Annotated in this window: 20 protein-coding genes; 8 read left to right on the top strand and 12 right to left on the bottom strand. The window is 69.4% G+C overall.

Features of this window, described 5'->3' with window-relative positions; all coding sequences use genetic code 11:
- Position 1 precedes the first annotated feature (1 nt).
- From B7C62_08460 to B7C62_08435, 6 genes are all read right to left on the bottom strand, one after another.
- Complete coding sequence (locus tag B7C62_08460; GenBank protein ID ARF72302.1) at positions 2-409, bottom strand: hypothetical protein; 408 nt, start codon at positions 407-409, stop codon at positions 2-4.
- On the bottom strand, positions 396-899 hold the full coding sequence (locus B7C62_08455; protein ID ARF72301.1) for a hypothetical protein: 504 nt from the start codon (positions 897-899) through the stop codon (positions 396-398). Before B7C62_08455 ends, B7C62_08460 begins: the two co-directional genes overlap by 14 nt.
- The gene (locus B7C62_08450; GenBank protein ARF72300.1) at positions 880-5,532 is read right to left on the bottom strand and encodes a type IV secretion protein Rhs; all 4,653 of its coding nucleotides are present in this window, start codon (positions 5,530-5,532) and stop codon (positions 880-882) included. The genes B7C62_08455 and B7C62_08450 overlap by 20 nt, the downstream gene beginning before the upstream one ends.
- Positions 5,532-6,179, bottom strand: coding sequence for a hypothetical protein (locus B7C62_08445; protein ARF72299.1), 648 nt, complete (start codon positions 6,177-6,179; stop codon positions 5,532-5,534). Before B7C62_08445 ends, B7C62_08450 begins: the two co-directional genes overlap by 1 nt.
- The gene (locus B7C62_08440; GenBank protein ID ARF77048.1) at positions 6,176-6,535 is read right to left on the bottom strand and encodes a hypothetical protein; all 360 of its coding nucleotides are present in this window, start codon (positions 6,533-6,535) and stop codon (positions 6,176-6,178) included. The genes B7C62_08445 and B7C62_08440 overlap by 4 nt, the downstream gene beginning before the upstream one ends.
- Positions 6,536-6,894: 359 nt before the next feature.
- Positions 6,895-7,512, bottom strand: a complete 618-nt coding sequence (locus B7C62_08435) for a hypothetical protein (GenBank protein ID ARF72298.1) — start codon at positions 7,510-7,512, stop codon at positions 6,895-6,897.
- Positions 7,513-7,924: 412 nt separating this feature from the next.
- On the opposite strand from B7C62_08435, the gene B7C62_08430 reads away from it, so the two are divergent.
- A complete protein-coding gene (locus B7C62_08430; GenBank protein ID ARF72297.1) occupies positions 7,925-8,887 on the top strand; it encodes a hypothetical protein in 963 nt (320 codons plus the stop codon).
- Entirely contained in the window at positions 8,866-9,789 is a 924-nt protein-coding gene (locus tag B7C62_08425) for a hypothetical protein (GenBank protein ARF72296.1), read from the top strand. The genes B7C62_08430 and B7C62_08425 overlap by 22 nt, the downstream gene beginning before the upstream one ends.
- 19 nt (positions 9,790-9,808) lie before the next feature.
- On the opposite strand, the gene B7C62_08420 is transcribed toward B7C62_08425, so the two are convergent.
- From B7C62_08420 to B7C62_08405, 4 genes are read right to left on the bottom strand one after another with little or no spacing between them, the layout of a single operon-like run.
- On the bottom strand, positions 9,809-11,086 hold the full coding sequence (locus tag B7C62_08420; protein ID ARF72295.1) for an MFS transporter: 1,278 nt from the start codon (positions 11,084-11,086) through the stop codon (positions 9,809-9,811).
- A 1-nt stretch (position 11,087) separates the two neighbouring features.
- Positions 11,088-12,935: a condensation protein gene (locus B7C62_08415; GenBank protein ARF77047.1), complete on the bottom strand. Its 1,848-nt coding sequence runs from the start codon at positions 12,933-12,935 to the stop codon at positions 11,088-11,090.
- Between the two features lie 42 nt (positions 12,936-12,977).
- A complete protein-coding gene (locus B7C62_08410; GenBank protein ARF72294.1) occupies positions 12,978-14,288 on the bottom strand; it encodes a hypothetical protein in 1,311 nt (436 codons plus the stop codon).
- Entirely contained in the window at positions 14,270-15,358 is a 1,089-nt protein-coding gene (locus B7C62_08405; GenBank protein ID ARF72293.1) for a phytanoyl-CoA dioxygenase, read from the bottom strand. The genes B7C62_08410 and B7C62_08405 overlap by 19 nt, the downstream gene beginning before the upstream one ends.
- A gap of 434 nt (positions 15,359-15,792) precedes the next feature.
- On the opposite strand from B7C62_08405, the gene B7C62_08400 reads away from it, so the two are divergent.
- From B7C62_08400 to B7C62_08390, 3 genes are all read left to right on the top strand, one after another.
- Positions 15,793-16,659, top strand: a complete 867-nt coding sequence (locus B7C62_08400; protein ID ARF72292.1) for a hypothetical protein — start codon at positions 15,793-15,795, stop codon at positions 16,657-16,659.
- A 78-nt stretch (positions 16,660-16,737) separates the two neighbouring features.
- The gene (locus tag B7C62_08395) at positions 16,738-16,989 is read left to right on the top strand and encodes an acetyl xylan esterase (protein ID ARF72291.1); all 252 of its coding nucleotides are present in this window, start codon (positions 16,738-16,740) and stop codon (positions 16,987-16,989) included.
- 116 nt (positions 16,990-17,105) lie between these two features.
- Positions 17,106-17,657 (top strand): 4-phosphopantetheinyl transferase, encoded by a 552-nt coding sequence (locus B7C62_08390; protein ID ARF77046.1) that lies wholly within the window; start codon positions 17,106-17,108, stop codon positions 17,655-17,657.
- Positions 17,658-17,734: 77 nt separating this feature from the next.
- Here the strand turns inward: B7C62_08390 and B7C62_08385 are convergent, their stop codons facing one another.
- Positions 17,735-18,376, bottom strand: coding sequence for a TetR family transcriptional regulator (locus B7C62_08385; GenBank protein ARF72290.1), 642 nt, complete (start codon positions 18,374-18,376; stop codon positions 17,735-17,737).
- Positions 18,377-18,705: 329 nt separating this feature from the next.
- On the opposite strand from B7C62_08385, the gene B7C62_08380 reads away from it, so the two are divergent.
- From B7C62_08380 to B7C62_08370, 3 genes are all read left to right on the top strand, one after another.
- Positions 18,706-20,028 carry a glycosyl transferase family 1 gene (locus B7C62_08380; GenBank protein ID ARF72289.1) on the top strand — a complete coding sequence of 441 codons (1,323 nt, stop codon included), beginning with the start codon at positions 18,706-18,708 and terminating at the stop codon, positions 20,026-20,028.
- A gap of 139 nt (positions 20,029-20,167) precedes the next feature.
- On the top strand, positions 20,168-20,899 hold the full coding sequence (locus tag B7C62_08375; protein ARF72288.1) for an SAM-dependent methyltransferase: 732 nt from the start codon (positions 20,168-20,170) through the stop codon (positions 20,897-20,899).
- A complete protein-coding gene (locus B7C62_08370) occupies positions 20,896-21,969 on the top strand; it encodes a prenyltransferase (protein ID ARF72287.1) in 1,074 nt (357 codons plus the stop codon). The genes B7C62_08375 and B7C62_08370 overlap by 4 nt, the downstream gene beginning before the upstream one ends.
- A 31-nt stretch (positions 21,970-22,000) precedes the next feature.
- Here B7C62_08370 and B7C62_08365 read toward each other — a convergent pair whose 3' ends face one another.
- Positions 22,001-22,294 (bottom strand): hypothetical protein, encoded by a 294-nt coding sequence (locus tag B7C62_08365; protein ID ARF72286.1) that lies wholly within the window; start codon positions 22,292-22,294, stop codon positions 22,001-22,003.
- Between the last annotated feature and the right edge of the window lie 43 nt (positions 22,295-22,337).

Raw genomic sequence — 22,337 nt, 5'->3', positions numbered from 1 at the left:
GTTACTCGAACCGCGACACCAAGCCCACGCGTGCTGCACTGAGTGAGAGAGAGTGTGCGCGAAAGGCAACGGAACTTCCGTCCGAAGTGATGGTGACCGTCAAATTTTCATCGGGATCACGTCGGATAGAAACCCGTTTGTGCGCCGGGGCTGTCCACCCACGGATGAACAGCTCTTGAACTCCATCGAAAATTAGATGGAAGGAGAAAGAATTGTATTTCGCTCCTTCCCGCTCGGGTCTGGTGCGCGTCGGGATTTCGTAGGTTCGGAACCCGAGTGTGATGCTGTCTGATCGCTCGTCCGCCAGCACATGGAAAAGATCACTTTGCTCAAGGCGTGGCTCCTTGTCATACAGCGCGTGAATGGATTCTGGATTTTCCAGAAAATGAGCCCAATCAGATTCGCTCATAGAAAGTGCTTTCATGCGTGTCGGGGAGGGTGGTGAATCTGCGTGCGTCAAGAGGTTGGAGGAAACTGTATGTCTCGTCTTTCATTGAGGAGTCGGTTGATCGGAAGGAGCTTACATGGCCCACAGTGAACGAATCGCTGCATGCTAGAGAGAGCTCCAGGCCGTCTCCGGTGATGCATGCCTGGAGTCTTCTTTCTTCCTGCGGCATAAATTCGATGGATACCGGGCTGGAAGGAATCCACCCGTGTGCCGACAAGTTCTCTACGGCCACGAACTGTAGATGGATTTGCAGGGTATCGTGGCCGCGATCGATCCATTCGGGTGGCGCGTTGTCTGGATACTCAGGGAGATCGATTCTTGCCGTAACTGTAGGCCCCTGCCAATTGAGATGGATGGATCTCAGGCGTACGAGATTCAGGGATGGCACGGAGGAGTAAAGAGATTTCAGTCCGCTTGTGTTGTTCGCTAGGTCAGTCCAATGTTTTGTCATAATAGTAATGCTCCTCGGTGCCTGGGATGTGTCCGTTTCGTGTATTGTCAAAAGGTCTTACATGTATGTGTGCCGGCTGATATCCGGGTTCTCCAGGTTTTTGATGCCCAAAGTAATGATCCTGGAAGACGACAATATCCCCGGATGCTGTTTCATACCACTCCTCAGTATAGTAGATGGGTTGGTGATTTCCATCCATAAGCTGCTTTCCGCCTTGCCAGGCAGGTGCGGTGGCGGGTACGTAATTATTGACATCCAGAGGCTCTGCCCCTGCGGGAACGCCGGCTTCCCTGAGCGCCCTATTTTTGGCGTCCGCGAGTGATGGCGGCGGGCACGGTCCCAGCCCGAGTGGGTCTGCCCACGTGTGAGGATTCCCCACATAGGAAACCGGGTTGAAGGCCGGTGTCAGACCCAGAAGATCTACTGAAAGGTATCGGGAAATTTCGGGATCGTAGTATCGGTGGAAATTATAGTGAAGTCCGGTTTCGGGGTCAAAGTATTGACCGGGGAATCGAAGCGGAGTGTAGGTTGTGCTGTTTGTGGACCAGCTCGTTGTGCCCCAGAGTGTGCTGCGGGAGTGCCATGCCAAATCCCCTGACTCGCCGATAAGCTCCGTCGGATTGCCAACCAGATCGGTAATCATGGCGAAAAAGCGTTCGTTGACCGACGTCTGGGAGAACGGGGAGGTAAGAATGCGTTCGGTCTGGGTGATCGGGCGAAAACCGTCGTGCTCCCAGGTCAGGGCGATCGAGGTTTCAAGGTTCTGGTCGGGTATGACTTGTTCGCACAGAGTGGTTCCATCCCAGGTGAACCAGACTTGCTCGGCTACGGATTCCCCATCTGCGGCCAGGCAGTGTTTTGCGATGCGTCGACCCAGCGGGTCATAGAGGTAGTTCCACTGCTTTCCGTCCGGAGTGACCACCGAGGTGAGTCGATCTTCGGCGTCCCAGGAATATCGCCAGGTTTCCGGCTTGCGGGAGAGTCTGATTTTCTGACGCTGAACGATCCGGCCCTGAGCGTCGTGCTCGTATCGGGTCCGGCCAGCGCGAGATATTCTTGTGCCGGTGTAGATGCGTGTGCCTGTCGATTCCTGGCCGGGGTGGGACGCGGGCCAGCTTGCCTCGGTCTGACTTCCTGTTTGATCGTAAGCGTAGCTCTCGGTCCAGCTCGGAGCATGAACTCCTGTAACGCGGCCCGAAGCGTCAACGTCGAAGGTGCGGCTTTCTCCAAGTGAGTCATTGACGCCGACAAGATTACCGTCAGCGCGGTATGTGTAAGCGCGGCTGCGAACCGTGCGGCCGTGCGCAGAGATCTGCTGGCCTGTTAGGCGGTCTGATGCATCGAACTCGTGTGTCAGTCTCGTCGCGTCCCCAATGCGGCGGCTTACTTCACGGCCCGCAATGTCGCGCTCGAACGTCACTTTCCGGCCGGACACGTCGAGCGTGGCGGGCTGCCCCCCGGCATCATAAGTCCACGTGCTTGCCGTGCCGGTGGGAGTTGTGCGCGAGATGCGGCGGCCAAGTATGTCATGCCCATATGTGAGCGTTCTGCCGTTCACTGTTTCGGACCTGAGGCGGCCGTGTTGGTCACGTAGGCGAGTGAGCGTGACGTCAGGACTGGTCGCTCGGGCGAGCTGATCGAAGATATCGTACTCGTAGGTCGTGATGGTTCCAGCGGCATCCTTACCAAGGATTTGACCGAGTTCGTTGTACCTGTAACGAATGGTCTCACCGAGGCCGTTGGTGCGCTTTACCAAACGGCCGGAAGCGTCGAATTCGTATGTGAGTTTTCGGTTGTCGAAGTCGGTCTCCGAGGCAAGGTGGCCCGTTGGGTCGTATTCGTAATTCCAGGTTGAACCAAGCGGGTTTCTGACCTGAATCAGCTGCAGGTTGGTGTCGTGGTCGAACTCGTAACGAACTCCGTCTGGGCCGGTTCTGGCCTCCATCAGATCGAAATGAGTGTACTGGAAACTGGAGATTCCTCCCATGGCATCCGTGTAAGCGGTGCAGTTTCCTTCCCCATCATATTTCCACGATTGAATGGTGCCGTCGGCATTCGTTCGGCTGGACAATCGGCCCTCGGTTGTCCAGCGGAATGAAGTTTCTCTCCCGATGGGGTCGGTGAGGATAACCAATCGGCCGAATGTATCACGTTTATAACGGAATATTCCTCCCATCGGATCGGTAATTTCCAGGGGGAGGCCGGCGGCATCCCGCCGGATGGTGCATCGCTCACCAAGAGAATTTTCGACGGAAATGAAGTTCCCTAGATTGTCATAGGAGAAGGTCGTCGTTGCTCCTGAAGAATCCGTGACCGATGTTCGGTTGCCCCGGTCGTCATACGTCTGATGGGTGACTTTTCCGTCCGCATGTCTGATGCGCACGGCAAGGCCCAGACTGTTGTACTCTGCAGTCATTTCTCGACCGTCAGGTCGTACTACCCTGGTCAGCAAGCCGTGATCGTTGTAGACGGAGCGGCTGACGTGTCCGAGAGGATCTGTGACGGAGAGCAATTGGTGGTAGCGGTCGTACTCGAAGCGAGTGACTGCTCCCACCGCGTCGGTCTCGGCGACTACCTGGGCCCGTTCGTTGATCACGTATTGCCTGATGTGGCCAAGGCCATCGGTCATGGACGTCATGCGAAGTCCCGTTTCAGGGTCCGTACCATCCCAGGTGAAGTGGGCTTCTAGATGGCCGTTCGTGCCGGACTGGTGGATGCAGCGGTCGAGGTCGTCGTATACGTACTCGTAGCGGCTGTCGTTGGTGTCCGTCCACGCGGTAATGCGGCCGAGCTCGTCGCAGTCGAAGCGCAGAGGCCGCCCCGAGGAGTTGGTGACTGCTGTGAGGTGGCCGTCCGTGTAGCCGTAGCGCAGGATTTCCTGGTCGGTTCCGTCCGGTGCGGCGCCTGCCAAGTGCAGGGCGGTGACCCGTTCTTCGGCTGTAGTGAGCTTCAAGTGGTAGCCACCGTGATGGACGATGGACGTCGGTGCACCCGCTTCGTCGTACTCGAAAGTGATCCAACGGCCGTTGCGGTCATCGATCTGCACCAGCAGCGCCAGGTCGGCGTTCTGGTCGACGAAGCGCCGGACCTGGCCGGTCTCCGGGTCGGTGATGGTATAGCCGTCATCGACCCGGTCGAGCGGCCAGCGCCGACCGTGCGTGGGCATGACAGGAACGCCGGGAGCGGGATGCGGATAGGCCAGTAGGCTGCCTTGATCGCAGGCGAACACCACGCCCTCCGCGTCGATCTCCAGCCGTTGGTCGACCGTGCTCGACCAACCCGTACCGAACCAGTGGCCCGACCGGTATGAGGAGTCGAACACGCGTGAGAAGACAAGAGGGAGGGACCCGGGAAGGGCGATGTCCGTCTGAGGCAGAAGCATGCGTCCGGTCGCGACGTCGATCGGGTCGCCGGCGCACTTGACCTTGTCGCACTGCTTCCCGTTGGAATCCGGAGCTCTCTCATGTCCTTCCCTGGCGGAGCCCGGCCGCGATGGCCCATCGGCCTTCGCGCCCTTGTGGAGCCCGGAGCGTGCGAGGCTCCGTACGGCTCCGGCCCCCTTCGTACCGACCAGCTCCGGGAGGAGGCGCCCGCCGAATTCCGAGGGGTCGCTCTTCATCGCCTCCCAGGCGCCCTGGAGGGCCCGGTCGGGGTTGGCGGCGGTCGAAGTGAGGGCGGACAGCGTCATGTTGACGCCCTTGTAGTACTCGGCCGGGTGCGTCAGGTTGTAGGCGTCGAGCGGGTTCACCTGCCGCAGGAAGCCCGCCAGGCCGGCCACGCCCTTCACCACGCCCCCGCCGACATGGGTGAGTTCGACCCCGTAGGTCATCCCCCGGTCGATGAGCTCGTCCCTGAACCGGTCCCTGCCGGTGGGTATGTCGGGTGCGTGCGCCATCGCCGCGGCGACCGCGCTCCTGGCCCGTTCGCCCGCCTCGTTCCGTGACCTCCGGGCGTCCTCCAGGTCCTCCTGGGCCCGCTTCTGCTTGGGCACCCCCGGGTCGGAGAACGTACCCGGGTGAGGGAGCGGCTGGTCGCCGGTGCGGGCCGCGTTGTAGGCGTCGACCTTCTTGTTGAACGCCGCGACCGCCTTCTCGGAGTCCTGCCTGCCCTCCCTGTACAGCGCGATCGCCGCACGCGCCTTTCCCTGGGCGCTCGTGACGGCCGACGCGTACGTCTCCAGCGCCTTCGCCGCGTCCTCGAACGCGTCGGCCGCGCGCAGCCAGTCCGTGGGCAGGGTCTCGAACTTCCTCCGGAAGGCGTCGGCCGCCTCGCCGCGCCAGCGGCCGGAGTCCAGCTTCCTCAATCCGCCGCCGACGAGGTCGAACGCCTTCTGGAAGTCCCGCAGGTTCTTCACCGCCGCGGTGATCTTCTCCGGCTTCCCGTGCAGCAGCTCGTCCGCTTCCTCGCTCTGCCCGAGCTGCTTCTCCCCGACCTCCGCACCCAGCGACGACGCGGTCCCGTCGCCCCAGTCCTCGACCTTGTCGGCCCAGTCGTGCGCGCCGACCCTCTCCAGCCCCGCGCCGATCTTGTCCGTCGTCGCGTCGATGCCCTCGCCCAGGAGCTCCTTGCCCCGGTCGATGCCCCGAGCGGCCCCGTCGACGAACTTGTCGAACGTCCCACCCCAGTCCGTCATCAGCCCTTCTCCGGCCAGCGCGGCTGCTCGGCCTGCGCGATGATCTCCGGCGACGGGTTCAGCCGCTCCTTGAGCTGCTCGTCCACGGCCTCACGGACCGCCGGGTCGATGTAGCCGACCCGCTCGCCCTGGTCGAGCAACGCGTCCTCGACGTCGTACACGGTGTCCTTCCACTGCTGCTTCACCTCGCCGTGCGCCTCGGTGAAGGACTCCGCGCTCCAGTCCGGATCGTCATAGGCGCGCTGCTTGCTGATCGTGTCCCAGCTCATGCCCTTGACCTCGTCCTCGGACAGGTGGGGGTTTCCGTTGACGGAGTTCACCGCGATCTTGATCGAGTCCTTGACGTACTGCTCCTCCTCGGCGAACGAGCCCGCGGACAGGCCCAGTCCGGCCGCGAGGAGGTTGCCCCGCTGGGACAGTGCCCGTACCCCCCACTCCCACCGCTTGCAGAACGTCTCGAACTGAGAGGTCAGACCGCCGTGCCCCAACTCCAGCCCCGACAGGGCGAGATCCGAGAAGCCCCGCCCCGCCGCCGCCCGCCCGAGCATGCCGAGATCCTTCAACTCGGCGTGTGCCAGGTCGATGCCCTCCGCGATCTGCGCCAGAACCGCCGGAGGCACGTTCAGATCCGCGTTCTCCCCGCTCATCCCGTCTTCCCCGGATCGACCACCGCACGGTCGGGCACGATGCCCGCGACCGGCGGGAACAGCACACCGTCCGTGCTCCCCGCGTCCAGGGCCACGCCTGCCGGACCCGGCAGCATCGGCACCATCACGTCCAGGAGGCGCGCGCCGAGGACGGTGCGGTAGCTCCATTCCCGCGCGCCGTCCCCCTGCGCCCGCGCGAACCGGGCGAGAGCCTCCTCGTCCGAGAAGGCACAGATCCAGCGCACCCCGTTCTGGTCCGCCGTCCACAGACTCCCGTACGGATCGAACGGCACCAGCACCGCCGTACGCCGGAACTCACCCAGCAGTACCGCGAACTCCCGCCGGGCGGACGCCAGTGCGTCCACCGGCTTCTGCGAAGGCATCGGTGCGGGGTCCGGCGTGGTCTTCGCCGGAGCCCCGGACACCGTCCAGTCGGCCAGCTCGGCGAGCCTGGACCTGCGGCCGGGCTCAGGTATGTCGTCCCCGTGATCGGTCATGTACGGGATGCTGTCATGGCGCGCTTTTCGTGAGCAATCTCGAAAGCGGCCAGCGTGTTCTGATCCGGTAAGGGCGGGGAGGGCGGCGGCCGTTGCTTCTCCTGATCTCCGGGTGGGGGGGCGTCCGGTGGGACGAGAGCTGCCCTCCTCCGGCGAGGCGGTTCGCCGGAGGAGGGCAGGGTGGGGGCAGGGGCTGTTCGGTCAGTGGTGGTGGAGTGTCAGACGACCTTGAGGGTCTTGGGCCAGCCCTTGGCCGACTTGGTGAACAGGCTCTTGATGTGGGCGGGCTTCAGCTTGATGCAGGCCAGGGACTTGTAGTCGTGGTCGCCCTCCCAGCGCCACGGGGAGTCCTTGCCCTTCTTGGGGCCCTGCTTGCCGTTCTTCTGCATCTCGCTGTGGATGAAGAGTTCGGTGCGCTTGGTGCCGTTGCTGCACTTCTTGTCCTGCAGCTTGATGACATAGCCCTTGATGGCGCTCCCGTTGAAGTCCTTCTGGTGGAACTCGATCTTGTACGAGCCGTTGGGGAGCCACCCGGCGTTCGGCTTGCAGGCGTTCGTCGAGCCGTTGCCCGAACCGGCCCGCCAGGAGGCGACGGCCTTCTTCTTGCCCTTCATCATCAGGTGGAGCCTGGAGTTGCTCGGGTTCTTCTTGTTCTTGACGAACTTGAGGTACTGCTGCGGCTTCCCCGGCTTCTTGCCCGCCGCCGCGAACGTCGCCGCCGCTTCGGCCGGCTGGGCGGCGGCGGGCTGGACGGCCGCCGCCGACATGCCCGTGCTCAGGAGCGCGACCGTCAGTGCGGCCGGTGCGAAGCGCGTGCGGAATGTCTGGCTGATCATGGATCAAGTCCCCGTTCTGTTCTGACCGGTGGGCGGCGGAGTCTCGGTCCCGTCACCCGCTGGGCCCGACCTTGCCCGTCCCGCCGGTCCGGCGTCCACAGAGAACGGCGGGACGGGAATACGTGGGACGTCGACCCGTCTGACCTGCTGTTACGGTTCTTCCGTCGGGCCCTGGAGGGACGCCCCGGACGCGGGACGGGACGTCCCTGAGCGCTGCGGGGCGGGGCTGTGAACGTCTTCGTATGCATAACGCCGTATAGGCCCAATTATCAGCCTTCTTTGCGTGACTGAGTGTGGCAGTGAAATATTTTGAGCAGTTCTCCTGGGGGAGCGGGCGGTGCGGAGGTGCGGCTGACGCGGGGCTGGTCGCCGGGCCTGCCGACGTCACAGGGTGAGAAGAGGGGGAAGCGTTATGCCGCGCGGGCGGGAGCTGCCGGAGTCGTTGAGCGATCAGGCCGCCGAGCTGGTCGGGGAGTTGCGGACGGTGAAGAGCCGCAGCGGGCTGACCCTGGTGGCGCTGGCCAGGAAGACGGCGTACAGCAAGTCCTCCTGGGAGCGGTATCTGAACGGCCGCACCCTTCCCTCGGCGGACGCGGTCCGGGCGCTGTGCACCGTGGCCGGGTGCGACCCGGTGCCGTTGCTCGCCCTGCGGGACGTGGCCGCGGCTGCGGATGCCGCCGCGCGGAAGGAGCGGGGGGAGCGGGGGGAGCGTGCCGGGGTCGCCGTTGAGCGTGCGGAGGGCGAGCGTTCGGGAAGCCCTGCGGCGGAGGACGCGCAGGGGCTGGTGCCCGCGCCCCGTACCGCCGGTGCCGTGCCCCGTACCGCCGGTGCCGTGCCCCGTACCGCTGATGCCGTCCCCGTGTCCGGTGCCGTCGACGGCGTGCCCGTTCCCGTGTCCGGTGCCGCTGATGCCGTGCCCGCGCACCGTACCGCCCCCGGGCCGTGGTGGCGGCGGAGGTGGTCCGTGGCCGCCGTCCTGGGGGCCGGGGCCGCCGTCGTCGGAGGGGTGCTGGTCGCCGAGCCCTGGCAGGGCGGGAGCGAGGCCGCCGCCCCGCGGTCCCCGTTCACCAGCGCCCACGAGGGGCCGTACGTCTGGGGGCGCGAGACCTCCTACCCCTGCCGCATCCAGCAGCACGGCGGACGCACCTACGCCGGGCACAGCGGTACGCACGAGACCGTCCTCGCGCACAACACGACCAGCTGGGACGTGGTCGAGGCCCAGTGCCTGCTGCGGGCCGCCGGGCTCGACCCCGGGGCCGTGGACGGGGTCTACGGGCCCAACACCGAGCAGGCCGTCAAACGGTTGCAGGCGCGGGCGGGGATCGAGGACGACGGGCTGGTCGGGCCCGACACATGGAAGGTGTTACGAGGATGAGCCTGCCGCCCCCGGAGCGGACCGCCGAGGAGAGCGCCTGCGTCGAGGCCCTGCGTGTCCTCCGGCTGCGCAGCGGGCTGTCGCTGAAGGAGCTCGCGGACCGGACCCCGTACAGCAAGTCGTCCTGGGAGCGTTACCTCAACGGGAAGACCCATCCGCCGCGTGCGGCGGTCGTCGCCCTGTGCCGGCTCGCCCGCCAGCCCCCCGCGCACCCGCTCGCCCTGTGGGAGCGCGCCGAGACGGCCAGGAACCGGCCCCCGCGCGGGGGCGAGCGGAAAGCCGGACCCGCATCTGCACAAGTACCCGTACCCGCACAAGTACCCGCGCCTGCGCCCGTACCCGAGCCTGCGCCTGCGCCTGTACCTGCGCCCGTACCCGTACGCGAGCAGTCCCCGCCCCCCGAGCGGCGGCACCGGCGCCCCTCCGTCCGTCACGTGCGCGTCGGTGCCGTTCTCGCCGTCGCCCTCCTCGGTGCCGTCTGGCTGGTCATGGCCGGTGCCTGGCGGTCGGAGAGTTCCGGTGTTCCGGCCGCCGAGCCCGAGTTCGCCTGTCACGGGCAGCGGTGCACCGGGCAGGACGTCATCGCCACCCGCTGCGGCATGCACCCCGAAACGGTCAGCACCCACCGGCCCGAGCCCGGCATCCGTATCGACCTGCGGTACGAAGCCGGGTGCGGCGCGGGCTGGGCGCGGGTCTGGGGGCAGCGGGTCGGGGACGTCTTCACCGTCTCCGTGGCGGGTGGCGAGCCGCAGACCGTGGACGTACCCGACACGTACGCGACCGGGCGGCGCCTCCACACGCCCATGGTCGCCACGGACCGCCCCGAGACCCTGCGGGTCTGCGCCCGGCTCGGTCCGGACGGCCACCGGGAGTGCTACACCCCCGCTCCGGGGCCCTCCTGAACCGTCCGTACGGTACGGGTCAGACCGCCGGTTCGCCCTCCGTCTTCCGGAGCAGGCCCTCCGGGGCCCGCCGCAGCGCGCGGATCGCCGGGACGCTGAGCATGACGGCCAGCAGGGCGCACGACATGACCGAGGAGAAGATCAGCACCTCGTTCGCGCCGAACGCGTCGGCGGCCGGGCCCGCCAGCGCGCGGCCGAGCGGGATGACCATGATGGAGCCGGCGACGTCGTACGCGGAGACCCGGCTCAGGACGGTGAGCGGGATGTGCGACTGGACGCTGGTCGCCCACATCACCCCCCAGAACGCGAAGCCGTACCCCGCGATCACATGGGCCACGGCGGTGGCGGCGAAGGACCATTCCAGCGCCGGGGCCAGCGGGTTGAGCGCGAAGCACAGCATGGCCAGGGCGCCCGCGACCAGGGGGCGCCGGGGGCGTACCCGCATCCCGATCAGGCCGCCGATGATCGTGCCCGCCCCGTCGGCGGAGGCGATCCAGCCGTACCCGCTCGCCCCGTGCTGCTCGATCATCAGCGCCGCACCCAGCGGCAGCGCGGGGCCGAACACGAACAGGCCGTAGACGGACCAGACCGCGATGACGCCCCACAGCCACTGCCGGGCCCGGAACTCGTGCCAGCCCGTCGCGAGCCTGCGCCACATCGGCGCGTCGCCCTCGTCGCGGACGGTGTGCAGCTTCCGCAGGGGCAGCAGGACCGCCGCGCTGAGCGCGTAGGCCGCCGCGATGACCAGGTACGAGCCCGACACCTGCCAGTACGCGACGAGAATCCCCGCCAGGCCGGGGCCCAGCAGCGTGCTCAGGGCCTCGGATATGCGCAGCAGCGCGTTGGCCTTCTGGATGTCCTCCGCCACCCGGGGGACCATGCTCGCCATCCCCGGCTGGAACATCGCGGTCGCGGCCCCGCTGAGCGCCATCAGCGCCATGATCTGCCAGAGCGGGACGCGGGCGGAGGAGAAGAGCAGCGCGGCGAGCGTGAGCATGGCCAGCATCCGCACCACGTCGGCGCAGATCATCATCAGCTGCGGGGTGAACCGGTCGGCCAGCACCCCGCCGAACAGCACCAGCAGCACGATCGGGGTCATCCACGCGGCCAGCGCGTACCCGACGCCGCTCGCCCCGTGGCCCGCTCCCAGCACGGCGGTGGTGAGGGAGACCATCAGCATGCCGTCGGCCAGCAGCGACGCGCTGCGGGCCGTGAAGAAGAGCTGGAACCTGCCCGACCGCCAGGGGCTGGGCAGCGGTTCGGGCTTCTGCTGGAGGGTCGTGTCGTCAACGCTCATGTCACACCTGCCGGCTGCGGCCGGTCCCTTCCTCGATGGTCTTCAGCCGACGCCAGGCGTCGCTCCGGTCCGGGTCGGCCGGCGGGTCCGTGACGAGCACATAGCGGCGGGGCGCGAGGACGCCCGAACCGGCGGTGGGGATCAGGGCCGTCAGTGCCCGGTGGGCCTCGGCGGGCGTCAACGGGGTGTCACCGCAGGCGATGTACGCCGTGAGGCCCGGTGGTGGGGTGTCTGCGGTGTCCTCGGCCTCTGTTGCGCCGTCCCGTTCCGGCTCCTCGGCCACCCCGGTCACCTCGACATGGACCGGCAGCCCGCCGACCGCCCGGCCCAGGGCGTCCCGTACGGCGGCGGGCGAGACCCAGCAGCCGTCCAGCCGGAGCCAGTCGGGGCCGCGTTCGGCGGTGCGGACCCCCGTCACCCCGGTCAGCGCGTCCATCGGTACGTCCCCGGCGGCGGCCGCCTCCAGCAGCAGAACGAGGCCGGAGAGGAACCCCTCCGCCTCCTCGGGGGTGAAGAGCGCGGGGTCGGCCCACAGGGAGATGTGGAGCTGGGGCGCGGTCTGGTACGTGAAGGCGAGCAGCCGGGTCGGCAGCGCCTGGGCCGGGCCCCAGGAGAGCTCCAGCTCGGCGTCGTCGCGGGCCTCCGTGGCGGTGCCCAGCAGCGCGGCGGGCAGGGCGCTCACGTCGTTGAAGACCACGTCCCGCCCGAAGTGGCTGCCGCGCTCGGCGGTGACCCGGCCGATCATCTCCCACAGGCGTACGGAGTCGAACTGGCTGTGCCGGTAGGCGTTGAGCACCGCGCCCCACGTCCTGGCCACCAGGGCGTCGAAGGACGGCACCCGTACGTCCAGGCAGAGCAGCGCGTCCTGGGCGGCGGTGGTCACCGAGCGGGCGATCCGGGGGTGGAACCGGTTGGACGTCGGTACGGCGGTGACGCACGCGTCCTGGCCCGTCCGGTGGGCCACCAGCGCGCACCAGGCCGCCAGCAGCACGGTGGCCTCCGGGTTCCCGGTGCGCCGGGACGCCTCGGCGAGCGCCCGCGCCCCCCGTCGGGAGCGGAGCGTCAGCTGCCGGGCCCGGCCGTCCGCGCCCGCGCCGCGCGGTTCGGCGAACATCTCCTGCGGCCCGGAGCCGATGATCCGCTCCCAGTACCGCAGGGACGCCGCCGACTTCCGCAGCCCGGCCGGGGAGTTCTCCTCGGCGGCCAGGTCGATCGGGGACGAGGCGGCCGGCTCCGGAAGCTCCTTGCCCGCCAGCAGATCGAGGAACTCCTCCCGCAGGACGGCCATCGCGCTGCCGTCCGCCACCGCGTGGCTGCACGCCAGGGCCGCGTACGCGGGCAGACCGCCCACCGTGAGCAGCGAGATCCGCAACGGGAACTCCCGCTCCAGGGCGAAGCGTCCGGCCCGGGCCGCCCGCGCCACCGACTCCGCGTACCGCGCCGGTTCGCCGGGGAGTTCGTCGTGGTCGAGGACGGTCATCGTGAACGTGCCCTCCGCCGCCACGACCTGCTCCACGGGCGCGGTCCCCGGGGTGTGCGGGAACGTGGTGCGCAGCCCCTCGTACCGCAGGGTCAGCGTGCGCAGGGCGTCGATCACGGCCTCCGGGGCGGTGCCCTCGGGGACGGGCCACACATCGTGGATGTTGATGTGGGTGGGGTCGTCCCGCAGGATGCAGCGGATCATGTTGGCCTGGCCCATGGTGAGGGGGCCTCGGCGCGCCTCGCCGCCCGCGTAGGAGACGGTGAGGGTACGGGGAAGGGGCGAGGGCACGGTGTCCTCGTCACGCGGGGGGTTCGGGGGCACGGCGTCCTCGTCGGCAGCGGGGTTCGCGGATCTCGCGGAGTTCATCGGTTCACGGCCGGCCATCGGTTCATGGCCATCGGTTCACGGTCATCGGCTCACGGCCAGGCCCGCTTCGGCGCTCGCGCGGGTCAGCGCCTCCCAGTGCTCCATGAGGAGCGCGAAGTCGGCCATGTCGTCCCGGACTTCGGCCAGGAGGGAGGCGCGGCGGTCGGCGAGGGCGTCCGCCACCTCGGTGTAACGGTCGCCCAGGCGCCGGTAGGCACGTTCGATGGTGGCGAAGCGGTCGGCGTTCTCCTCCGGGGCCCGCGCGAGGCTGTCCCGGACGAACTCCGCGACGGCGGGGGCGCGCAGATGGCCCCGGTCGTCGAGGAGCGTGTCACCGGCAGCCGCCGTCCGGGTGTGCACGGCGTTCAGGTACGGCTTCGCCAGCAGGAACTTGGCGAAGCGCAGCTGGTAGGCGAGGAAGCCGGAGTCCGTACGCCGTTCCTCCGTATGGAAGTTGACGATGTGCCGGTTGTGCTGGAGGCCGGGCAGCCGGGCGTCGTGGACGAGGTGGAGCAGGAAGTAGTCGCTGCCGATGGTGTCGGTGGCGGGCGGCAGCGGCACCCGGCGGTAGACCTCGTGGTCCAGCGCGATGTTGCACATGTCCACGCGCGTCGGGCTGACGGGGGCGAGGGTGGTGCGGTCGCCGTCGAACGCGGCGTCCCCCGCCCCCCGGAACGACTCCTCGACCAGATGGCCGCGCCAGATCTCGGGGCAGTCGTCGGGGATCGACAGGCCGACCAGCTCGCGGTAGATGTCCGCATCGCGGCGGCGGATCTCCGCGATGTCCACCGACATCTCGCCCACGAAGGAGCCACCGGCCAGCGCCACCGGGCGGTCCCCGGTCCCCGGCGCGATCCGGCTGCGGGTCGCCGACGCGCGTACGTCCTCGGCGCGTCGGCCCAGGAAGGCCAGCTCCTGGTGGACGGGGAAGACGGGTTCGCCGCCGAAGGACTGGAAGCTGCTGTCGGAGTCCCGGCGGTGCACGGAGGTGCAGCCGAGGGCCTCGGCGACCAGGAACGCCCGGTTGGTGCAGGCTCCGTAGGAGACCCGGGAGGGCAGCATGAGCTCCAGCAGCCGGTCCGCTTCGGCGGCCCCGGACCGGCCGGTCACCTCGCGCAGGAACGCCCGTTGCCGGTCCTCGTCGAAGTGGTGGACGCTCACCCCCGGGGCCGGGGGCAGTGCGGCGAGCGCCTCCCGGTGCCCGGCGAGCACCGGGGCGGGGGAGGAGTCCAGCACGAGCAGCGCCACCTCGACGCCGAACTCCCGTGCCGCGTAAGCCGCTTCACCGCCCACCGCCGCGATGGTGGCCGGGCAGGCCCGGTGGGTGGGCAGGGTCAGGCAGACGCGGCGCACGAGGGCTCCCCGCTCCGCGCGGCGGGCGCGGCCTCCTCGACCGTGTCCTGCCAGGAGGCGAGCCCCAGCAGCCTGCGGCCCAGGGGGTTCAGCTCGGCCGTGGGGTAGCGCTTGGACTCGTGCAGGACCGGGTCACCGACCAGGGTGCGGTTCCAGCGCGGGGTGCGCAGATGGCGCCAGGACTCCACCCGCGACTTCCGCAGCCGCTCGTGCTCCTCCAGGGCGGGCATCATCGAGAGGTACTGCACGGCCCGCACCCCGCTCTCCGAGAGGTTGCGCGCCACGCCGTGGGCCAGCAGCCCGTTCCAGATGAGCAGGTCGCCGGGGCGCAGATCCGGCCGTACGACGGGGAGTTCGTCCCGGTCGATGTCCGGGCGCAGCGGATCGCGGTCCTCGGGCTGGGCGGTCTTCCACGTCTCGAACTGCCGGAACAGCTCCGGGCAGCACTGGAAGCCGCCGGTCTCCGGGCTGGTGTCGTTGAGCGCGATGATGCCCTGCACCCGCTGCGGCGGCACGCCGAGCGTGGTGTCGATGTCCCAGTGCAGCTCGATGTCGAAGCCCCGGTCGGTGGGTTCGATCAGCGCGCGGTCCCGGATGCCCCGGTTGGGCGGGTTGAGGTTGAGCCGGTCCAGCGTGACCCACAGCTCCTCGCAGTCCCAGACGTCCACGAAGGCGTCGTACACCCGCTGCGACTGCCGGTTGTCCCAGAGGAGCTGGTGGTGGTACGCCTCCACGAAGCCGTAGATCAGCAGCTGCTGGTCCAGCTCGGAGCGGAGCGGCCGCTCCTCGTACCAGCTCTCCGGCCGCTCGGGGTCCAGGCCCTGGAAGTCCCAGGTGAAGTCCAGCAGCCGACGTGCGTCGGCGGCGGGAATCGCCTCCCGCACGATGACATAGCCGTAGGTCTGCCAGTGGGCGAAGTCCTCCTCGGAGAGCACCCGGAGCGGTCGCGACTTCTTCAGCTCCCGCAGGGTGGTCTGGGCCAGATAGGACTCGCCGTCCGAGCTGAAGTACGGGAGGTCGGACGCGGCGCGGTGCAGGAAGGGCCGCCGCCGGGGGGCCGGGGTCGTCATGGGGTTGATGGCAGGTCCTTCTCCTCGGCCCGTCCGGTGCGGTTCCCCGCTCGGGCGCGGGCGGTCGCGAACGGCACGGACGGATGGCTGCGGCGTGGCGGAACGGGGGATGGGCCACGTCGAGTCAGCAGGATTGGTCCAGACCGCTGTCACTGTCAAGTGCCGCTCCACTATGCGGATATGGGGTGTCTTTCCGCCTCTGACCGTCATGGAGGTGACGCTCGTTGTTCGCCTGCTTTGGTCTAGACAACGGCTCGTCGGCGGGCCTAGTGTCAAGGGGAGCGGGCGGTTCCGTGACGGGTCGTCACACCGTCTCGCGCCTGCCCGCAAGCCGGTGACGGACGGGCCCGGCGGCGCTGTCGGCCGGACAACGCTGTCCGCGGGGCCCGGCGGACCACCCGGGCGCAGGCCCACCCCGAGAGAGACACGGTTCGATGAACACATCCAGCATTACGGCCCTCCCGGGTGTCGAGCTGAAGAGCCCCGGTGCCGGGCTGATCACGCTGGACCCGGTCCACACCGCACTGCTGAGAGGGCTGGACGGCCTGCTGTCCGCCCTGGCCGCACGGCTGGCCGCCCCCGAGATCCTGGGCCCGCCCCTGCTCTCCGTCGACGGACTGGCCCGGCTGGACTTCTTCCGGAACTTCCCGCACCTCGGGGTCTCGGCCGGACGGTTCGGGCCCGAGGCCCTCGACGGACTGGCCACGGGCGGCGCCCCGCAGGATCTCCCGCTGGCGCCCACCGGCCATCTGCTGCCCTCCGCCACCTGCTACGGGCTGCTGCTCTCGTTGGAGGGCCAGGACGTCGGCGAGGACGGCCTGCGCGTCTCGTCGGTCGGCCGCTGCTTCCGCAATGAGACGCACTACGACGGCCTGCGCCGCCTGTGGGGCTTCCATATGCGCGAGGTGCTCTACCTCGGCACCAAGGACGGGGCGAGCGAACACCAGGAGCGCGGCGGGGAGTTCGTCCAGGAGGTCGCGGGACGGCTGGGGCTGACCCTGACCCGGGCGGCGGCCGACGACCCGTTCTACGACAACGGGGGATCGCGGGCCCGCCTGATGGCGCTGGACCCGGTGAAGTTCGAGTACAGCGCCCCCGACGGCACGGCCATTGCCTCCGTCAACCGGCACCGCAACTTCTTCGGGGAGCGGCTCGACATCCGCGCGGGCTCCCTCGGGCCCGCCTACAGCTCCTGTGTCGCCTTCGGCGTCGAGCGCTGGGTGCACGCGATGATCCTCGCCCACGGCACCGCCGAAAGCGCGCTGGACCGGCTCCGCTCCGCCGCCGACTCCTTCTCCTGACCCTTTTTCACGGTTTCCCCTCCTGACCCTTCGTACAGTTTCCCGGCCCGAACGAACAGCAGAGGAACGATCCCGCTCATGGAACGTGTCGTAGCGTGGCTCCACGAGAAGAATCCCGGACTCGAAGGCACGATCGGCTTCGACGAGGACGTCATCGAGGCGCGCCTCATCGACTCGATGGACTTCCTGGAGTTCGTCGACCTGCTGGAGGAGATCTCGGGCAGCACCATCGATCTCCAGGAGGTCACCATCGACGACTTCCGCACCCTCGCCCGCGTCCAGGAGCGCTTCCTGAGCTCCGCCAGCCCGGCGGAGGCTCCGGCCGGGTGAGCGTGGGGCCGGTGATCACTCCTGCGGCCCGTGCCCTCCCGGGGCCCGGGCCGCAGCGCGTGGTGCTGGTGGCCACCACCGCCGAGGTGCTGGCCCGCCCGGACCTCCACCCGTCCATGCTCGCCCCCTGGGAGCGGCGGCGGCTGGCGGGGATCAGGGTGCCGGGCCGCCGCGACGACGTGGTGGCGGCCCGGTTGCTGCTGCGGCTCTGCGCCGCCCGCTTCACCGGGCGGCCGCCGCGCGAGATCCGGCCGGGGCAGCGCTGCCCCGCCTGCGGGGGCGAGGGCCACGGGCGCCCGTATCTGCCCGGGCATCCGGGCGTGGGCGCCAGTTACAGCCACGCCGACGGGCTGGCCGCCGCCGCCGTCGCGCCCGGCCCGGTCGGTATCGACGTGGAGCCCCTGACCCGCCGCCCCGGCCCCCTCTCCGTACTCCGCCGGGTGCTGCCCGAGGCCGAGGTGGAGTCCGCCCGGTCCGGTCCCGAGCCCGGCCCGGCGCTGCTGCGGCTGTGGGTGCGCGAGGAGGCCCTCTTCAAAGCGGGCCGGGAGGACTTCGGGGCGGCGGGCCGTGGAGAGGCACCGGGGGCGGACCTGGCGCTGACGGAGTGGACGGACCACGGCCGCGGGGCGGTGGTGGCCCTGGCCGCCGGGGCGTCCGGACGGTCCTGAGCATCCCGGGGCGCCCAGGGCCCCAGCCTCGTCCCGGCCTGCCCAGGGCCTCAGCCCCGCCCCGGCCGCCCCGGGCCTCAGCCCCGTGCCGCCCCCGGCTCCGCCGTCAGGCCGATCAGGCGGCAGACCGTCTCGATGTCGATCTTGACCTGGGCGATCGACGCCCGGCCCGACAGCCAGGTGATCAGCGCCGAGTGCCAGGTGTGCTCGATCACCCGGACCGCCGAGAGCTGCTCCGGGGTCGGGTGCTCCAGCCCCATCGCGTCCAGGATGATCGCCGTCGTCAGCCGGGAGACCGTGTCCACCTCGGGGCTCACACTACGGTCCGCGAAGGTCAGAGCGCGGACCATGGCGTCGGCGAGGTGCGGTTCGCGCTGGAGGGCGCGGAAGGCGCGCATCAGGGTCTCGGCGACCCGCTGGGCCGCGTCGTCACCGGCCGGGGGGCGTTTGCGGAGCGTGGTGTGCAGATGCTGGAGCTGGTCCTGCATGGTGGCGACCAGCAGATGGATCTTGGAGGGGAAGTAGCGGTAGAGCGTGCCCAGCGCGACCCCGGCCGCCTCGGCCACCTCGCGCATCTGCACCGCCTCGAAACCGCCCCGGCTGGCGAGCTGGGCGCTGGCGTGCAGGATGCGGCGGCGGCGGGCCTCCTGCCGCTCGGTCAGCGGAGGCGCCGTACGTTCCGTCGGCGCGGGCACTGCCGGTCTGGCGTCCGCGGTCATGCTGTCCCCATCCGCGATCCGTGCGTGGTCATGCTGTCCCCGTTCACGATCCATGATCCGCGATCCGCGACCATGGAGTTGCTCCCGCGCCCATGTTCCGCGTCCGTGCGGACGAGCCGGTTCCGCGCCCGTACGGACGAAGCGAACGCGGCCGGGCGCGCACAGCATGCCAGGGCGTCCGTCGTGGCGCGAATCACCTGATCCGGACGTCACACCGCCGCTACCTGCCGGTAGATTCGATGCACGTCGAACGATCAAGTCTGCAACTTGTTCTAGATTAGCGCTACCGGTTACGCTCCGGCGAACACGCAGTCAGAAGGGGGCCGAGTGTGACCGCTGAGGCCATAGAGACGGGCCCCCGCACGGGCGACGGCAGCTCCTTCGCCGGGGCGGGCGACCGGCCCCTGCGCATCGCGCTCCTCACGTACAAGGGCAACCCGTTCTGCGGCGGTCAGGGCGTCTACGTACGCCACCTCGGGCGGGAGCTGGCCCGTCTCGGGCACAGCGTCGAGGTCATCGGCGCGCAGCCCTACCCCGTGCTCGACGAGGGCGTCCCGCTCACCGAGCTCCCCAGCCTGGACCTCTACCGGCAGCCGGACCCGTTCCGTACGCCGAAGCGGGGCGAGTACCGGGACTGGATCGACCTCGCCGAGGTCGCCACCATGTGGACCGGCGGCTTCCCCGAACCGCTCACCTTCAGCCTCCGCGCCCGCCGCCATCTCCTGGCCCGGCGCGGCGAGTTCGACGTCGTCCACGACAACCAGACCCTCGGTTACGGGCTCCTCGGCGACCTCGGGGCCCCGCTCGTGACGACGATCCACCACCCCATCACCGTGGACCGCAGGCTCGACCTGGCCGCCGCCACCAGCCGCCGCCGACGCGCCTCCGTACGCCGCTGGTACGCCTTCACCCGGATGCAGAAGCGGGTCGCCCGCAAGCTGGACACCGTCCTCACCGTCTCCGGCTCCTCCCGCGACGAGATAGTCGAGGACCTCGGCGTACGCAAGGACCGGATCAGCGTCGTCCACATCGGCGCCGACACCGACCTGTGGTCGCCCGACCCCTCCGTCGCCGAGGTGCCGGGCCGTATCGTCACCACCTCCAGCGCCGACGTCCCGCTCAAGGGCCTGGTCCACCTCGTCGAGGCGCTCGCCAAGCTCCGTACGGAGAACCCCGCCGCCCACCTCGTCGTCGTCGGCAAGCGTGCCGAGGACGGGCCGGTCGCCCGGGCCATCGAGCGGTACGGGCTGGCCGACGCCGTCGAGTTCGTCAAGGGCATCAGCGACGCCGAGCTGGTCGACCTCGTGCGCGGCGCCCAGGTCTCCTGCGTGCCCTCGCTGTACGAGGGGTTCTCGCTGCCCGCCGCCGAGGCCATGGCCACCGGCACCCCCCTGGTCGCCACCACCGGCGGCGCGATCCCCGAGGTCTCCGGCCGCGACGGGGAGACCTGCCTCGCGGTGGAGCCCGGCAACGCGGACGCGCTGGCCGGGGCGCTGGCCCGGCTGCTGGCCGACCCCGAGCTGCGCGCCCGGCTCGGCGCGGCGGGCCGGGCGCGGGTGCTCGCCAACTTCACCTGGGCCCGGGCCGCCGCCGGAACGGCCGAGCTGTACCGTCAGGCGATCGCCGTCCGCGGAGCCGGAGCCCGCAGGTGACGACTGCCCCGTCCCCGCAGGCGACGGCGATCCTGTTCACCGGAATCCGTGACCCGGAACCCGGACCCCGTAACGCGGACCTCGTAACCCGTAACCCGCTTTCCTGAACCCGTACCTCCGACCTCGAAGGCAGGCCCTCGTGCTGACCGTCGACTTCACCCGCTTCCCGCTCGCCGCAGGCGACCGAGTGCTCGACCTGGGCTGCGGTGCCGGCCGGCATGCCTTCGAGTGTTACCGGCGCGGTGCGCAGGTGGTGGCCCTCGACCGGAACGCCGAGGAGATCCGCGAGGTCGCCAAGTGGTTCGCCGCGATGAAGGAGGCCGGTGAGGCCCCCGAGGGCGCCACCGCCACCGCGATGGAGGGCGACGCCCTCAACCTGCCGTTCCCCGACGACTCCTTCGACGTCGTGATCATCTCCGAGGTCATGGAGCACATCCCGGACGACAAGGGCGTCCTCGCCGAGATGGTCCGGGTCCTCAAGCCGGGCGGCCGGATCGCCGTCACCGTCCCGCGCTACGGCCCCGAGAAGATCTGCTGGACCCTCTCCGACGCCTACCACGAGGTCGAGGGCGGCCACATCCGCATCTACAAGGCCGACCAGCTCCTCGCCCGCATCCGCGAGGCCGGGCTCAAGCCGTACGGCACCCACCACGCCCACGCCCTGCACTCGCCGTACTGGTGGCTGAAGTGCGCCTTCGGCGTGGACAACGACAAGGCCCTGCCGGTGCGGGCGTACCACAAGCTGCTGGTCTGGGACATCATGAAGAAGCCGCTCGCCACCCGGGTCGCCGAGCAGCTGCTCAACCCCGTCGTCGGCAAGAGCTTCGTCGCCTACGCCACCAAGCCGCACCTTCCGAAGGCCGAGGCGTGAGCACTCCCGAACAGACCGAGCACCTCGTCCTCCCCGGGGTCCTGACCGCCGCCGAGGCCGCCGAGACGGTCGCCGCGCTCCTCGCCGTGCAGCGCGAGGACGGGGCGCTGCCCTGGTTCCGGGGCCACCACCTCGACCCGTGGGACCACACCGAGGCCGCGATGGCGCTGGACGCGGCGGGCGAGCACGGGGCGGCGGAGCGCGCGTACGACTGGCTGGCCCGCCACCAGAACGGGGACGGTTCCTGGTACGCCGCCTACCACGACGGCGATCCGGGGCAGCCCACCGACCGCAGCCGGGAGACCAACTTCTGCGCGTACGTGGCCGTCGGCGTCTGGCACCACTACCTCGCCACCGGGGACGACGCGTTTGTCGACCGGATGTGGCCCACGGTCTTCGCCGCGATCGAGTTCGTCCTGCGGCTCCAGCGGCCCGGCGGGCAGATCGGCTGGAAGCGGGAGGCCGACGGCACCCCCGTGGACGACGCGCTGCTGACCGGCTCCTCCTCGATCCACCAGGCGCTGCGCTGTGCGCTGGCCATCGCGGAGCGGCGCGAGGAGCCGCAGCCCGACTGGGAGCTGGCGACCGGGGCGCTGGCCCACGCGATCCGCAACCACCCCGAGCGCTTCCTCGACAAGAACCGCTACTCGATGGACTGGTACTACCCGGTCCTCGGCGGCGCGATCACCGGGGCCGAGGCCACCGCCCGCATCCAGGAGGGCTGGGACCGCTTCGTCGTCCCCGGCCTCGGAGTGCGGTGCGTGCTGCCCAACCCCTGGGTGACCGGCGGCGAGAGCTGCGAACTCGCCCTGGCCCTCTGGGCGACGGGGGAGTCGGACCGGGCCCTGGAGATCCTCCAGTCCATCCAGCACCTGCGCGCCGAGGGCGGGTTGTACTGGACGGGGTACGTCTTCGAGGGCAACAAGGCTTTCTGGCCGGAGGAGCTGACCACCTGGACGGCGGGCTCCCTGCTGCTGGCGGTGGCCGCGCTCGGGGGGGACGAGGCGACCACCGCGGTCTTCGGGGGGGAGCGGCTGCCGGTCGGTCTGGAGCCGGACTGCTGCCGCTGAACCCCTGGGCTCCGGCGCGGCCGGCCCGCCGTCAGCGGCGGAGCCGGCCCGCCACCGCGTGCCCGATGAACAGGTAGACCACGGCCGCCAGACCGTAACCGGCCACGACCCGGGCCCACGCAGCGTCGAAGGTGAACAGGTCGTAGGACCAGCCGGCCAGCCAGGTGGCGGCGTCGTGCACCCACTGCACGAAGTCGTTGCCCCGGTTGGCGTCCAGCAGGTACATCAGAATCCAGAGAATGATGATGAAGGCCAGGACGTCGGCCACGGCGGCGATGATCCGGGCCACTGAACCGCTGCTGCCTGTACGGGTTCTGTAGGACATGGAGTCCGGGTTACCGCTTTACCCAGAGTGAAACCCGGACGGC

The organism is Kitasatospora albolonga (assembly GCA_002082585.1).
In the GTDB taxonomy this organism is placed as follows: domain Bacteria; phylum Actinomycetota; class Actinomycetes; order Streptomycetales; family Streptomycetaceae; genus Streptomyces; species Streptomyces stephensoniae.
Note: the sequence above shows the minus strand (reverse complement) of the source record. Positions and strands in the feature narration are given on the sequence as shown.